Annotated in this window: 8 protein-coding genes and 1 pseudogene; all 9 read right to left on the bottom strand. The window is 74.0% G+C overall.

Features of this window, described 5'->3' with window-relative positions:
* Positions 1–72 precede the first annotated feature (72 nt).
* Positions 73–1026 carry an NAD(+) diphosphatase gene (gene nudC / locus O3597_RS01670; protein WP_164447928.1) on the bottom strand — a complete coding sequence of 318 codons (954 nt, stop codon included), beginning with the start codon at positions 1024–1026 and terminating at the stop codon, positions 73–75.
* A gap of 46 nt (positions 1027–1072) precedes the next feature.
* On the bottom strand, positions 1073–2404 hold the full coding sequence (locus O3597_RS01665) for a pitrilysin family protein (protein ID WP_281604445.1): 1332 nt from the start codon (positions 2402–2404) through the stop codon (positions 1073–1075).
* Positions 2405–2542: 138 nt separating this feature from the next.
* Positions 2543–3856: a pitrilysin family protein gene (locus O3597_RS01660; RefSeq protein ID WP_164447750.1), complete on the bottom strand. Its 1314-nt coding sequence runs from the start codon at positions 3854–3856 to the stop codon at positions 2543–2545.
* Between the two features lie 97 nt (positions 3857–3953).
* Positions 3954–4136, bottom strand: a complete 183-nt coding sequence (locus O3597_RS01655) for a hypothetical protein (protein WP_164447751.1) — start codon at positions 4134–4136, stop codon at positions 3954–3956.
* A 268-nt stretch (positions 4137–4404) separates the two neighbouring features.
* A complete protein-coding gene (locus tag O3597_RS01650; RefSeq protein ID WP_013735772.1) occupies positions 4405–4608 on the bottom strand; it encodes a cold-shock protein in 204 nt (67 codons plus the stop codon).
* A 231-nt stretch (positions 4609–4839) separates the two neighbouring features.
* Positions 4840–8202, bottom strand: a complete 3363-nt coding sequence (locus O3597_RS01645; RefSeq protein ID WP_164447752.1) for an ATP-dependent DNA helicase — start codon at positions 8200–8202, stop codon at positions 4840–4842.
* Positions 8199–11750, bottom strand: coding sequence for a PD-(D/E)XK nuclease family protein (locus O3597_RS01640; RefSeq protein WP_281603079.1), 3552 nt, complete (start codon positions 11748–11750; stop codon positions 8199–8201). Before O3597_RS01640 ends, O3597_RS01645 begins: the two co-directional genes overlap by 4 nt.
* Before the next feature lie 185 nt (positions 11751–11935).
* A complete protein-coding gene (locus O3597_RS01635; protein WP_164447753.1) occupies positions 11936–12481 on the bottom strand; it encodes a TIGR00730 family Rossman fold protein in 546 nt (181 codons plus the stop codon).
* A gap of 198 nt (positions 12482–12679) precedes the next feature.
* Positions 12680–13498 (bottom strand): annotated as a pseudogene (locus O3597_RS01630) (TIGR00730 family Rossman fold protein); the annotation flags it as partial.
* Between the last annotated feature and the right edge of the window lie 17 nt (positions 13499–13515).

The following is a 13515-nucleotide window of genomic DNA, read 5'->3' as shown; positions in this document are numbered from 1 at the left end:
GGCCCGTGTCCCCGGTCCGTGACCGCCGCGGCAACGACGGTCACGGACCGGGGCCGCACCGCGCCAGGCCGATCAGCAGCGTTCGTCGAGCCAGCGATGCACCAGGAACAGCGCGATCGACGAGGGCGGTGGCAGCAGCAGGCGGGCGTCACCCACCTCGACCGGCCGGCCGACGAGCGCCGCCTCGATCTCCTGCCGGGAGAACCAGCGCGCCTCGGCGATCTCGGCCGGATCGAGCCGCAGCGGATGCGCCGGGTCCGCGATGGCCAGGAAGCCGAGCATCAGCGAGCCGGGGAACGGCCACGCCTGGCTGCCCGCGTACGTGATGTCGCGGACCTCGACGCCGACCTCCTCGCGGACCTCGCGCAGCACCGCGGCCTCGGCCGACTCACCGGGCTCCAGGTAACCGGCCAGGCAGGAAAACCGCCGTCCGCCCGTCGTGGTGGGCCAGGTGGCGTTGTTGCCGAGCAGGCACCGGCCCTCGCCGCCACCGACCCCGTCGTGCACGAGCACGATCATCGCCGGGTCGGTACGCGGCCACACCCGCTCACCGGTACGGTCCACCCGGCTCCAGCCCGCCTCGTCGGCCCGGGTCGGCTCACCGGTCACCGGGTGGTAGAGATGCCGCAGGTGCCAGTTGGTCAACGCCAGCGCGGTGGTGAACAGTCCAGCGTCCCGGTCGCTGAGCAGGTGCCCGATGCTCCGCAGCTGAGCCGGCCGGGTCTCCGGCACCGTCGGCAGGGTGCCGTGGACACAGAAGACCGCCGTCCCGTCCGGCTCGACGCCGAGGAACATCGCCCCGGCGGCGAGGGCCGGCGGCAGGCCGTCGGCACCCACCAGCACCAACTCCGGTACGGCGGTGTCGGTGCGGACCAGCGCCCGCCCGCCCGCCTCGACGTCCAGCACCAACACCCGCGCACCGGCCCAGGCCTGAGCCAGCCACTGCGGATCGGTACGCCGGTGCGCCACCCGGTCCAGCGTGGACCGGGCCAACGGCGGGCTGCTGTCCCCACGCCCGCTCACCACGGCGCGTGATCCCGGCACCCGGCGACCACCGCGCGACGCACGTCCGTCACGGAACAGGGACGGTCTCGACCTGGGCCAGCGTGGCCAGTGCGGCGGCGATCCGTTCGGCGTCGCCGAGCACGACCGTCACCGCTCGTGACGGCGCGAGATAGCGAGCAGCCGCCTCGGTGACGTCGTCGACGCCCACCTTCGCCAGCCGGGCCGCGTGTTCGGCCAGGAAGTCCAGCCGCAGCCCGTTGCCGGCGTAGGCGCTGACCAGCGACGCCAGCCCGGCCTGAGTGGAGATGCCGAGCTGGAGCGTGCCGAGGGCGTACTGCCGGGCCTGTTCCAGCTCGTCCGGAGCGGGCGGCACGGTGGCCAGCCGACCCAGCTCGTAACTCGTCTCCAGCAACGCCGGCGCGGTCACCTCGGTGGCCACCTCGGCGGCGGCCACCAGTACCGAACCGGCCACCGCGTGCTCGATCAACGAATGCGGACCGTAGGTGTAGCCCTTGTCCTCCCGGATGTTCTCCACCCAGCGCGAGGAGAAGTAACCGCCGAAGATCAGATTGGCCAGTTGCAGGGCGGCGTGGTCGGGATGGGTACGCGGCACCGCCGGCAACGCGACCCGCACCGACGACTGCACCGATCCGGGCCGGTCGACGAGCAGCAGCGGGCCCGGTTCCAGCGGTGGGGCGGGCGGCACGTCGGCCGCGTGCCCGGCACCGTTCCAGCCGCCGAGGGCCTTCTCGGCCGCGTCCAACGCCCGCTCCGGGCGCAGGTCGCCGACCAGCACGAGCACCGCGCCCGCCGGATGCACCCGCTGGGCGTGCAGCGACCGCAACGCCGCCGGGCGGACGGCTGCGACCTGCTCCGGCTCCGGTGTCTGCACGGCGTACGGATGGCCGTCGAAGATCCGCCGCAGCAGTGCCGTACGGGCCAGGTGCGCCGGCTGGCTCCGGGCGACCTGGATGCCGTCGACGAGCCGGTTCCGCTCGACGCCCACCCACCCGGCCGGATAGTTGGCCCCGGTGAGGACCTCGGCGAGGATCTCCAGCATCCGGTCCAGCCCGGTGGCCAGGCCGGTGCCGGAGATCATCAGCCGATCCGGGTCGAGCCCGGCGGAGAGCCCGCCGCCGATCTTCTGCAGCTCCGCGGCGATCTGCACGCTGCTCATCGTCTCGGTGCCGGAGAGCAGCGTCTGCGTGAGCAGGTGCCCCCGGGCCAGGTGGGCCCGCCCGAAGGGCATCCAGAGCCGCAGCTCCACCAACGGGACCGCTGGCCGGCGTACCACGATGACGGTGAGTCCGTTGCCGAGGGTGCGCTCGGCCTGCCGGGGCAGCTTGAGCCGGCGGGTCGGACCCAGCGGCGGCAACTGTCGCAACTGCGGGGCTCGCAAACCCGGCTCACTCCTCGCGCTCACCGGCCACCCTCCGTTCGCGACTGCGGGGCTCGCAAACCCGGCTCACTCCTCGCGCTCACCGGCCACCCTCCGTTCGCGACTGCGGGGCTCGCAAACCCGGCTCACTCCTCGCGCTCACCGGGACCCACCTCCGGGGAGGACCTCGACGGACGCGCGGCGCTCCGGGCGCAGGGTGGCCGCGGCGGCCCGGACCTGCTCGTCGGTGACCTCGCCGAGCAGACTGGGCAGTTCGCCGAGCAACCCCGGCTCGCCGCGCTGCTGCTCCAGCACCGCCATCCGCAGCGCCCGGCCGAGCACCGCGTCGGTGTCGCGGAGCAGGTGGGTGGCCATCCGCGCCTGGGTACGCGCCAACTCGCCGTCGCCGAGCCCGTCGTGGGCGAGCCGGTCCAGTTCCTCGTCCAGGGTCCGCAGCACCTTGTCGACGTCGCCACCGGGCGGCAGATGCGCCTGGAGCAGCAGCGCGGTCGGGTCGCGCACGTCGAACGGGTCGCCCATGAAGCCCAGGTAACCACCGACGCTCGTCACCGTGCGGTCCCGACGCACCAGCCGCTCCACCAGCCGCGACGCGTCACCGTCGGTGAGCACCTCGGCCAGCACCACGTACGGCAGGTAGGCGGCGAAGTCGTCGATCGGGTCGGGCACCCGCCACGCCGACGCCACCGCCGGCAGCGGAGCCAACTTGTCGGGGTACGTGGTGCGCCGCTCGACGGTCAGGTCCGGCTCGGCGAAGTCCGGCCGGTCGGGTGCCGGGCGGGCCGGTACGTCACCGAAGTGTCGCTCGATGAGCGTGACCGCCTCTGCGGTGTCGATGTCCCCGCTCACCGCGAGCACCGCGTTGCCGCTGGCGTAGTAGTGCCGGAAGAAGTCGGCGGCGTCGGCGACGGTGGCCGACTCCAGATCGTCGAAGGAGCCGTACCCGTCGTGTGCGTTGGGGAAGGTGTCGAAGAGCACCGGTGGCAGGGTCAGCCAGGGAAACCCGCCGTACGGCCGGTTGAGCACGTTGACCCGGATCTCCTCCTTGACCACGTCGACCTGGTTGCGCAGGTTCTCCTCGGTCAGTCGAGGACCGCGCATCCGATCGGCCTCCAGGAACAGCGCCCGTTCCAGGGCGTTGCTCGGCAGGGTCTCGAAGTAGTCGGTGTAGTCCAGATGGGTGGAGCCGTTGAAGGTGCCGCCGGCGCCCTGCACGTACCGGAAGTGGGCCAGCTTCTCCAGGTTCTCCGAGCCCTGGAACATCAGGTGCTCGAAGAGGTGCGCGAAGCCGGTACGTCCCTCCGGCTCGGAACGGATGCCGACGTCGTAGACGACCGCCACACCGATGACCGGGGCGCTGCGGTCGGGGGTCAGGACGACCCGTAGGCCGTTGTCGAGGGTGAACCGTTCGACCGGATACCTCGTCGCTGGGATTCTCGCTCTGCGGGTCGGCACGGATCCGACCCTAACGTCTCGACACGCCCGCCGGTGCCGGCGGGCGAGGAAGCGCACGCGGGTCGGTCGGCCCGCACCCGCCCGGCGCGCCCGCCCGTCAGCCGGACGCGCTGCCGGTGCGGTCGGTCGGTGCAGGGCCGTGCAGTTCCACCAGGCCGGACGGAGCGGACCCACCCGGGGTGACCGGCCACGGCGCGAACGTCACCGCCGTGGCCAGCAACAGCCCGACCGCCGCCACCGCGATCACCAGGAGCAGCTCACGAGTCGCCGAGCCCACCATGGTCGTCCTCCCCCGCGCGATCAGGGGCCCCCGGCCCTGCCCCGCAGCCAGGGTCGCGGAGCCGGGCGAGGAAGACAGTCACCCACCCGACGGACGACAGGCTGATTACCGACTCAGGGTCGTGGCGCTGGTCGGCGCGCGTCAGAGGAGACGGACCTGAACCATCCGGGCGCGCCGGAACCGGCCCCGCACGGAGAACACGGACGGCCGGGCCGCCACCGGTGCGCAGAGCACGGCGACGACCCGGCCGACACCGGGTGACCGAAGGTCAGAGCGGACGGATGTTCTCCGCCTGCGGGCCCTTCTGGCCCTGCACGACCTCGAACTCCACCCGCTGGTTCTCGTCGAGGCTGCGGTAGCCGGAGGACTGGATTGCCGAGAAGTGGGCGAAGACGTCCGCGCCGCCGCCGTCCGGGGTGATGAAGCCGAAGCCCTTGTCAGCGTTGAACCACTTGACGGTGCCAATAGCCATGCTTGTTTCGTCTCCTTGACGGAACGTCAACTCCGCACCTGTTGCGGAGTTGAAAGAGGAATGTCCCGGACGAACCTGCCCGGAACGCCTGTCGCTGCTGGTCGCCCCGCCCGGAGAAGTCCGGACATAACAAAGAGCGCCTGGGGCCACATTCCGCCAGGCGCAAACAGAGCTGGTAACCGAAACTGCAACGAGGGAACCCTACCACGGATCCGGCGACACGCCAGTGTTTCACGTCGACTCGGGAACCGATCTGATCAACGCGGTCAGTCCCTCGACGTCGAGCAGGTCCGCCGGCCGAACGGTCGCCCCGTCCCGCACGTAGTGGAACGCCGCGCCTACCCGGTCGACGGGCACACCGGCCAGCTCCGCCCAGGCCAACCGGTAGACCGCCAGCTGCACCGCCGCCACCTCGGCGGCGGTGCCCTCCGGCCGCGCGCCGGTCTTCCAGTCGACCACGTCGAAGCGGTCGCCGGGCCGGCGGAACACGGCGTCCATCCGGCCGCGTACCACCACCCCGCCGATCACCGTGGCGAAGGGCACCTCCACCTCGGCCGGGGTGCGGTCCGCCCACTCGCTGGCCAGGAAGCGCCGTTGCAGCTCGGCCAGTTCCTCGTCCGGCGCCGCGTCGGCGTCCGCCGCCCCCGGCAGTTCGTCCGTGTCGAGCAACCGGTCCGCACCGAACCGCTGCTCCAGCCAGGCGTGGAACGCGGTGCCCCGGCGGGCGTACGGGTTGGGCTCGGTCGGCATCGGGCGGCGCAGTGCCCGGGCCAGCCCGGCCGGATCCCGGCGCAACGCGACGAGTTGCGTCACCGACAGCTGCTCGGGCAGCGACACCTCGACCGGGCCGGCGAGCCGGCTCAACTCCGCCCGCTCGGCCAGCAGCAGATCGGCCTCCCGCCGCCACCGGAGCACCTCCGGATCCGCCTCGGCCGGGTCGTCCGGCCGGTCCTCGTCGTCGGCGTCGCCGTCGGTCAGGAAACGGCGGACCAGCGCGGCGGCCTCGGCCAACACCGGACGGCGGGGACCGAGCGGGTCGGCGGGCCACTCGGCCCGCAGTACCACCTCGGTGGTCGGGTTGGCCGCGTCCGGCGCGGGTTCCGGGGTCCACTCGTCGACCAGGTGACCGGGACCGCCGGTCAGGCAGGCGTCGTGCACCTCGCGCAGCAGCGGCGACGGGCCGCGCGGCCGTTTGGTGCCCTCACCCCACCAGTGGCCGGAGCAGAGCAGCAGGCGCCGAGGCCGGGTCACCGCCACGTACGCCAGCCGTCGCTCCTCCCGCTCGTCGTGGGCGCGCCAGGCGTCGGCGAAATCCTCCACCGCCCGGGCCACCCCACGCTGGTCGTCCACCTCGGCCAGGGCCAGCTCGGGCAGCCCGTCGGCGTCGCCACGCAGTGGGAACGGCAGCACGCCCAGGCCGCCGAGCCAGTGGTCCGAGTTGCGGACCGGTCCCGGCCACACGCCACGACTCAGCCCGGCCACCGCCACCACGTCCCACTCCAGTCCCTTGGCGGCGTGGGCGGTGAGGATCTGCACCGCCCCCTCGACCACCTCCACCTCGCCTGGCGCGAGACCGCGCTCCTCGTCCTCGGCGGCGGCGAGATAGGCCAGGAACCCGGCGAGCGTGGCGGCCGGTGACTCGCCGCTGAACCGGGCGGCCACGTCACCCAACGCGTCCAGATGGCCCCGGGCCAGTCCGGCGTCACCCGCACCGTCGCGGCCGGCCCGCACCGCCACCTCCACGTCCAGCCCGGTGGTCCGCTCCACGTCCGCGATGAGTTCCGGCAGGGTCTGGTCCAACCGGTAGCGGAGCAGGCCCAGTTCCCGCGCGTACGCGCGCAGTCGCGCGTAGCCCTCGGCCGAGTACGCCTGCGCCGGCCCCAGGTCGGCGAGCGCCTCCACCAGGGTCGCCTCGTCGAGGCGATCGGGGGTGATCTCCGGAGCGCCGTCGTCGGCGAGCCGGCGACGCGCCGCCGCGATGGCCCGGGCCCGGCGGTGCAGGGCCACCAGGTCCCGTGGCCCGATCCGCCACCGCGCACCGGTCAGCAACCGCAGCAACGCGGCACCGTCGGTCGGATCGGCCAGCACCCGCAGGGTGCAGACCACGTCGCGTACCTCGGGAGTGTCCAGCAGGCCACCGAGCCCGACCACCTCGACCGGCAGGCCGCGTTCGCGCAGCGCCGCCGCGATCGCCGGGATCTGGCTGCGCAGCCGGACCAGCACCGCCGTGGTCGGCCGTCGGGTCACCGGGATCTGCTCGGGTAGCACGCCCGGGGTGCCGGCCGCGCCCCGCCAGGCGGCCAGCAGGCTGTCGGCGATCCACTCGGCCTCGTCGGCGTACGTCGGCAGCAGCGCGCAGTGCACCGTGCCGGCGGCGGCTCCACGCGGGCTGCGGTGCGGGATCGGGTCGTCGACGCCGAACGCGGCGTGCAGCTCGGGCACCTGGGCCCCGGCCGCGCGCAGCGGCGTGGCGAGCGCGTTGGCCACCGCCAGGATCTCCGGTCGGTTGCGCCAACTGGTGGTCAACCCGAGCACCCGGGCCGGTGCACCGTCGGCCCGGGCGAACTCGGTCGGGAAACGGTCGAGGGTGCCGGCGCTGGCTCCCCGCCAGCCGTAGATCGACTGGCAGGGATCACCCACCGCGGTCACCGGGTGTCCGCCGCCGAACAACGCCTTGAGCAGCACCACCTGGGCGTGGCTGGTGTCCTGGTACTCGTCGAGCAGCACCACTCGGTAACGGCTGCGCTCGATCTCACCGACGCCGGGATGGTCCCGGGCCACCCGGGCGGCCCGGGCGAGCTGGTCGGCGAAGTCCATCGCCTCGAAATCGTCCTTGCGGCGGGCGTACCCGCGCACCAGCGGCAGCAGTTTCAACCGGGTCTGCTGCAGGGCGAGGGCCTTGCGTACCCCGGCGTAGACCCGCCCCGGACGCGACTGCACGTCGGCGAAGAACCGGCCGGTCCAGGCGGCCAGCTCGTCCGGGTCGACCAGGTGCTCGTCCAACTCGCCGGCGAGCGCCAGGACCGCGTCGGTGACCGTGCTCGGCATCCGGTCCACCTCGGACATGTCCCCGTCGTAGTTACGCACGATCAGGTCGACCAGCTGCCAGCGGGAGGCCTCGGTCAGCAGCCGGGTGGAGGGCTCGTAGCCGGCGCGCAGACCGTGCTCGGTGACGATCCGCCCGGCGTACGAGTGGTAGGTGGCCACGGTCGGTTCGCCGGTGAGCGGGTCGTCGAGCGGGTTGCGCTCCCGGCGACCCAACCGGCGGACCAGCTGGTCGAGTCGGACGCGTACCCGGTGCGCCAGCTCACCGGCGGCCTTGCGGGTGAAGGTGAGGCCGAGCACCTGCTCCGGCCGGACGTACGAGTTGGCCACCAACCACACCACCCGGGCGGCCATCGTCTCGGTCTTGCCGGAGCCCGCACCGGCGACCACCAGCAGCGGCTCCACCGGCGCGGCGATGATCGCCGCCTGTTCCCGGGTGGGAGCGGGCAGCCGGAGCAGCTTCGCCAGCTCCACCGGCGTGTACCGGGGGCCCGCGTCGGCGGCCCGGGGCGCCGGCGGGACCGGCTCGAACAGGGTGGGCTGGGTCACGGCTCGACCACCTGCCGACCCTGACCCGACACCGGACAGCTGCTGCGGACCGGACAGACCCGACACTTCGAGTTGGCGACCGCCGCGAAGGTCGCGGCGGCCATGGTTTCGGCGGTGCGACGCACCAGCGCGGTCGCCCAACCGGCCTCGGGCCCGTCGGTGGCGGGTGGCTGGGCCTGCTCGCGGGCGTCCTTCGCGCCGGTGCCGAGCTGCACGAGTGCCGCGCCGCCGGGCTCGTCGCCGAACTCGGCGAACGCGCCGGCCTCCACCGCCGCCTGGTACGCACCCAGTTGCGGGTGCTCGGCCACCTCTCCCTCGGTGACCGCGGTGGACTTGCCGGTCTTGAGGTCGACCACCACCAGCCGGCCGTCCGCGTCGACCTCCAACCGGTCGACCCGGCCGGTCAGCTCGACCGGCCGGTGCGGATCGTCGAGGCGTACCGCGAACTCCTGTTCGATGGCGAGCAACCGGCGCGGGTTGGCGGCCAGCCAGCGCAGCAACTTGTCGACCATCGCCTCGGCGCGGGCCTGCTCCGGACCGACCATCCACCGCGCGGCCAGTTCGATCGCGTCGAAGCGCGCGGCCACGTACTCCAGCAGCGTCTCCCGGTCCGCCTGGGCGTCCTCGGCGAGCATCGCCGCCGCGTGCACCAGGTTGCCGACACCCTGCGCGGTGCTGGCCGGTGCGCTGCCGCCGTGCCGTTCCAGCAGCCACCGCAGGCTGCACCGCAGCGCGCTCTCCATTCCCGACGGGGTCACCCGCACCGGCTCGCCGTCGTCGACAAGCGGTCGGTCGTCGGAGAGCGGGCGCAGCCCCCACCAGTCGTCGGGATGCGCACCGGACACTCCGGCGGCGGCCAGCCGCGCCAGTTCGGCCGCCGCCGCGCGCCGCCGGGCGACCGGCGCCGCCGGATCGACGACCGCGGTACGCAGCTCCGCCACCAGCGCGGGCAGCGTGAGCGCCCGGGGCGGCCGGCTCAACGGCAGCCGGCCCGATCCGGGCGGCCCGGTCTCCGTGGGGTCCGGCGAGCCGTCGACGCCGGCCTCGTGATCCGGAGGTGGCTCGTCCGGTGGCCGGGGTGGCGGCGGACCGGCGGACCCGTCGACGGCGTCGCCCGGGTCGTCGGTACGGCCCAGTTCGTAGAGGAAGCGGCTGGGTTGCTCCTCGTGGTCGTCGCCGCCGACCGAGGCGGAGGCGACCGCGCTGACCAGCAGCCGCCGCCGAGCGCGGGTCACCGCGACGTGGAACAGCCGCCGCTCCTCGTCGAGCAACGCCGAGGTCTGCCCGACCACGGTGGCCACCGCCACCGCGCCGTCCCCTCGGCCGGCCAGCACGTCGACCAGGCGCTCCGAGCCGAGCAGGCTGCCACGCAGCCGCAGATCCGGCCAGACGCCCTCCTGCACCCCGGCCACCGCGACCAGATCCCATTCGAGTCCCTTGGCCGCGTGCGCGGTGAGCAGCCGCACGGCGTCGCCCCGGTCGGCGGTCGGTGCGAGCGTGTCGGCCGGCAGCTCCTGACCGAGCACGTGGTCGAGGAACACCTCGGTACGCGCGCCCGGCAACCGGTCGGTGAACCGGGCGGCGGCGTCGAAGAGAACCAGCACGGCGTCCAGGTCACGGTCGGCCGCCTCGGCCCGGCGACGCCGGGCGAGATCGCCCTCGCCGGCCACTGCCGGGCCCCGGGTCAGCGCGGCCGACCACAGCTCGGCCAGGCCGCTGGCCCGCCACACGGCCCAGAGGACCTCCTCCGCGGTGGCGGCCGGCCGGTCGGCCGCCTCCCGGGCCACGGCCAGCAGCCCGGCCACTGTCTGTGCCGGTTCCGCCCAACGCCGCTCGACTCCGGAAAGCTCGTCCGGGTCGCGGAGCGCCTCGATGATCAGCTCCCCGGAGGGCCGACGGTCACCCCGCGCCAGGGCGAGGGCGCGCAGGCCCTGCCGTAGCCGTCGCTCCGCCAGCGGGTCGGCACCACCGAGCGGTGAGTGCAGCAGCGCCACGGCGGCCTCCTCGTCGAGCCGCTCCGGCTCCAGCGCGCAGCGCAGCAGGAGCAGCAGCGGCGCGACCGCCGGTTGCAGGTGCAGCGGCAGATCCTCGCCATGCACCACGGTCGGCACGCCGGCCGCGTGCAGCGCCCGACGCAGCCCCGGCAGTTGCCGGGCGGTGGAGCGGACCAGCACCGCCATCCGCGACCACGGCACGCCGTCGAGCAGGTGCGCCGCGCGTAGCGCGTGCGCCAGCCACGCCGCCTCGCTCGTGGTCGAGGAGAACGTGCGCACCTCCACGGTCCCCGCCGGAGCGTCCGGCAGCGGTCGCAGCCGCCGGTGCGCGGCCGGCCCGCGCAGCCGCCGGGCCAGCCGCGCGGTGGCGGCCAGCAGCCGCTCGCCCGCGCGGTAACTGGTGCTCAGCAACACCTGGGCGGCCGGCGCGCCGGAGGCGGTGCGGAACCGGTGCGGAAAGGACGTCACGCCGCCCGGGTCGGCGCCCCGGAAGGCGTACGTCGAGGAGTCGGGGTCGGCGAAGGCGACCAGAGGCAGGCCGCCGCCGGCCACCGTGTCCAGCAGCTCCAGCTGCGCGGGGTCGGTGTCGGCCAACTCGTCGACGTAGACGTGCGCCAGCCGGCGTCGCTCGGCGGCCAGCAGCTCCGGATCGTCGCGCAGCATTCCGGTGGCGGCCCGGACCAGCTCCGCCGGGTCGTAGGCGACCGAGCCGCGGTTGGCCACGTCGCGCAGGGCCAGCACGGCGACGTACTGCCGGAGGAACCGGGCGGCGGCCGGCCAGTCGGCGCGGCCGAGCCGCTCGCCGAGCCGGGCCAGCTCGACCGGGCCCACACCCCGCTCGGCGGCACGCATCAGCAGGTCGCGCAGCTGGGCGGCGAACGCCCGGGTGCCCAGCGCCGGCCGCAGGTCCGCCGGCCAACCGACCGGGTCGTCGTCGGGCTCCCCGTCGGGTTCCGCACCGACGACGTCAAGCAACTCGCGGATGATCAGATCCTGCTCCGGGCCGGTGAGCAGCCGGGGTGACGGCTCGCCGCGCTCGGCGGCGGCCCGCCGCAGCAGCCCGAAGGCGTACGCCGGAAAGGTGCGCACCAGCGGCTCGCGCAGCACCCGCTGACCGGTCGCGGCGATCCGCGCCTCGATTCGGTGCCGCAGGTCGGCGGCGCCACGTCGGCTGAAGGTCAGCACCAGGATCCGCTCCGGGTCGACTCCCTCGGCGACACGGGCAGCGACCGCCTCGACGAGGGTCCAGGTCTTGCCGGTGCCCGGGCCGCCCAGGACGAGCATCGGACCGGCGGTGTGCGCGACCACCTCCGCCTGTCGCGGATCGACCAGCCCCGGCCCGGCGTGACCTGGGGGTGCCTGCTCCGGTGCCGCCTGACCCAGCGCGACCTGGCCCGACGCAACCTGACCCGACGCGACCTGACCCGGGGCCGCCTGACCCGGCGGGGAACCCGGTGCGGCCTGCGGATGGGCGGCAGCCGAGGGCGACCCGGCGGACGGGCCGTTCCCCTCGGTCGGCCCGGCGGGCCGACGCACCAACCGGTACGCCTGCATCCCGCCATCCCATCACGGCCCTGCGACACCGCCCGACCCGCCACACCCGGGTCCGGTCAGCACCCGCGCTCGACATGCGGCAAGTCGGGGCTTGCGCTCGGCGGGAAGGCCCGGTTCGCCGCATCCGGAGCCGATCATCCGCCCACAGACCGCGTCGACGGGGTGCCAGGGCCCGGCCAAGCGGTTCAGGTGAGCTGGGACTCGATGAGGTCGAGGGCAGCGGGGACGGTGTCGACCGACCGGAGCAGATCGAAGCCGGCGGGCTTGAGAAATGTCTGGTCGGTCAGGTCGCGCAGCCAGGCCAGCAGCGGGTCGTAGAAGCCGTCGGTGTCGACAAGCACCATCGGCTTGTGGTGCAGGGCGAGCGTCGCGGTGGTCCACACCTCGAAGAGTTCGTCGAGCGTGCCGAGCCCGCCGGGGAGGGTGAGGAACGCGTCCGACTTCTCGATCATCAGGATCTTCCGGCTGGCCATCGACTCGGTGACCAGCAGTTCATCCGAGGCGAGGTCGGCGACCTCCAGGTCGACAAGCGCCTGCGGGATCACGCCGACCGTGCGGCCTCCCGCAGCGCGTGCGCCGTTGACCAACGCGCCCATCATCCCGACGCAGCCGCCCCCACTGACCAGCGTGTGCCCGCGTCGAGCGATCTCCGCGCCGGTGTCGGCCGCCAGGTCGAGCCAACGCTTGTCGAGCGTGCGGGAGGACGCGCAGAACACGCAGATCGCGGCCACCGGTCAGCGCCCCGCAGGGTCGTCGGTCGCGGCCTGCGCGTCGGCGGCAGCCTGCCCGCCGGCAGCGGCCCGTCCGTTGGCAGCGGCCTGCGCGTCGGCGGCAGCCTGCCCGCCGGCAGCGGCCCGTCCGTTGGCAGCGGCCCGCTCGTTGACAGCGCCCGGTTCATCGTCGGCGACCGGCCCGGTGGTGGTCGACCCCGCGGCGGCCTGCTGGTCGGCGGCGACCCGGGCGACCGCTTCCTCGCGTACGGCCTCCTGCTCGGCGTTGAGGGCGGCCTCGGCCTCCACGATGTGCCGCACCGCCGCGGCGACGTCGTCGGTGACGCAGATCAGCTCCAGGTCGACCGGGCCGATCTTGCCTTCGGCCGCCATCGTGTCACGCAGCCAGTCGAGCAAGCCCTGCCAGTAGTCCACGCCCATCAGCACCACCGGGAACCGGGTGACCTTCCCGGTCTGTACCAGGGTGAGCGCCTCGAAGAGTTCGTCCATGGTGCCGAACCCGCCGGGCAGCACCACGAACGCCTGGGCGTACTTGACGAACATGGTCTTGCGGGCGAAGAAGTAACGGAAGTCGATGGCCAGGTCGACCCACTCGTTGATGCCCTGCTCGAAGGGCAGTTCGATGCCCAGGCCGACGGAGTGGCCGCCGGCCTCGCTGGCCCCCCGGTTGGCCGCCTCCATCACACCCGGCCCGCCCCCGGTGATCACCGCGTAGCCGGCGCGGGCCAGCGCCGCGCCCAACGCCTCGGCGAGCTGGCACTCGGGGCTGTCCGGCTTGCTGCGCGCCGAGCCGAAGACGCTGACCGCGGGCGGGAGGTCGGCGAGGGTGTCGAAGCCCTCCACGAACTCGGAGAGGATGCGCAGCGCCCGCCAGGCGTCCTTCGTCTTCCAGTCGGCCCGCGCCCGGGAATCCAGCAACCGCTGGTCCGCAGTACTACTGGTGATCGATTGGCGACGGAGTGTGACGGCGCCGCGATGCCGCTCCTGTCCTCGTTCGCGCCCGTTGCTCTGGGTCATGGAAGCAACCGTAGTGG

It is taken from the genome of Verrucosispora sp. WMMA2044, from assembly GCF_027497155.1.
GTDB lineage: Bacteria > Actinomycetota > Actinomycetes > Mycobacteriales > Micromonosporaceae > Micromonospora > Micromonospora palythoicola.
The sequence above is the reverse complement of the archived record's forward strand: the minus strand, read 5'-3'. Positions and strand labels throughout refer to the sequence as shown.

Bases quoted from the DNA above. Each gene is read 5' to 3' on its own strand.
- O3597_RS01655 (WP_164447751.1), bottom strand. From the start codon at position 4,136: ATGGTGGGCTCGGCGACTCGTGAGCTGCTCCTGGTGATCGCGGTGGCG.
- O3597_RS01650 (WP_013735772.1), bottom strand. From the start codon at position 4,608: ATGGCTATTGGCACCGTCAAGTGGTTCAACGCTGACAAGGGCTTCGGC.
- O3597_RS01640 (WP_281603079.1), bottom strand. From the start codon at position 11,750: ATGCAGGCGTACCGGTTGGTGCGTCGGCCCGCCGGGCCGACCGAGGGG.